The sequence below is a fragment of the Pseudomonas sp. P5_B2 genome, assembly GCF_056400445.1.
Window position 1 is genome coordinate 1 of the sequence record NZ_JBFULH010000922.1, and the last position, 1301, is coordinate 1301.

General features: G+C 59.3%; 1 protein-coding gene. It reads left to right on the plus strand.

Annotation, left to right across the window (positions count from 1 at the left end; translation table 11 throughout):
• Positions 1-152: 152 nt before the first annotated feature.
• The gene (locus AC1DRJ_RS28015; protein WP_477805002.1) at positions 153-1241 is read left to right on the plus strand and encodes a calcium:cation antiporter; all 1089 of its coding nucleotides are present in this window, start codon (positions 153-155) and stop codon (positions 1239-1241) included.
• Positions 1242-1301: the final 60 nt, after the last annotated feature.

Consider the following 1301-nt stretch of genomic DNA (forward strand, 5'->3'; position numbering starts at 1 on the left):
TCTCGCGAAGGGGGCCGCACGGCCAATAAAAGTGCATGGTCTTGCACAGCTGCCATCCCTTGGTGCGCTAAGGTCTAACGAAACGTTAGCGTCGCACCGCAGTCAGTAGCTCATCGCACTGCTTTCGCTCCACTGCGCAAAAAAGGCCCGCAATGCTCACACTCCTCAAGCAAGAAACATTTCTGCTGCTGGCGGTGCTCGCTGCCGCCGTCGCGTACCCGCTGGAACACTGGATGCTGCACAGCGGCCAACCGGTCGCGCTGGCTGCCGGCCTGGTGTTGATTGCGTTCATCGTCGCTGCCTCCATGCGCGTCGCCCATCATGCCGAGCTGCTGGCGGAAAAAGTCGGCGATCCTTACGGCACGATGATCCTGACGTTGGCCGCGGTGCTGGTGGAAGTGGTGATCCTGGCGATCATGATGAGCAATGAAGCTTCGTCTACCCTTGTGCGCGACACGATTTACTCGGCCGTGATGCTCGACATCAACGGCATCCTCGGCCTGGCCGCGTTGATGGGCGGGCTCAAGCACGGCGAGCAGTCCTATAACGATGACTCGGCGCGCAGCTACAGCGTGATGATCCTCACTGCGATGGGCGTGTCGATGGTGGTGCCGGAGTTCATTCCCGAGGCCAATTGGAAGATGTATTCGGGCTTCACCATCGGCGCGATGGTCGTGCTCTACGCGTTGTTCCTGCGGATGCAGGTCGGACCGCATAGTTATTTTTTCAGCTACAGCTATCCGGAAAAACGCCGCCGGAAAGTCCCGGAGGAGGAACCTGAGCCGATCAATCTGGTGCTGAGCATTGGTACGTTGGTGTTTGGCGTGGTGGTGATCGGCGCACTGGCCGAGGTGATGTCCAAAACCCTCGATCTGGGGCTGGAAGGGACGGGCGCACCGCCGGTGATTACGGCGATTCTGGTGGCGGCCATTTCGGCGGCACCGGAGATTTTGACGGCGTTGCGCGCGGCGCTGGCCAATCGTATGCAGTCGGTGGTCAACATCGCCATGGGCGCGTCGCTGTCGACGGTGATCCTGACGGTGCCGGTGATGGAAGCGATGGCGCTCTACACCGGCCAGCCGTTTCAAATGGCGATGACCCCGGTGCAGACAGTGATGATCTTCCTGACATTGATCGTCAGCGCGATCAACCTCAACGATGGTGAAACCAATGCTATCGAAGGCATGACCCACTTTGTGCTGTTCGCGACATTTATCATGTTGTCGCTGCTGGGCCTGTAGCCACACCACAAAACAAATGTGGGAGYGGGMTTGCTCGCGAARGCGGTGTGTCAGCCAACA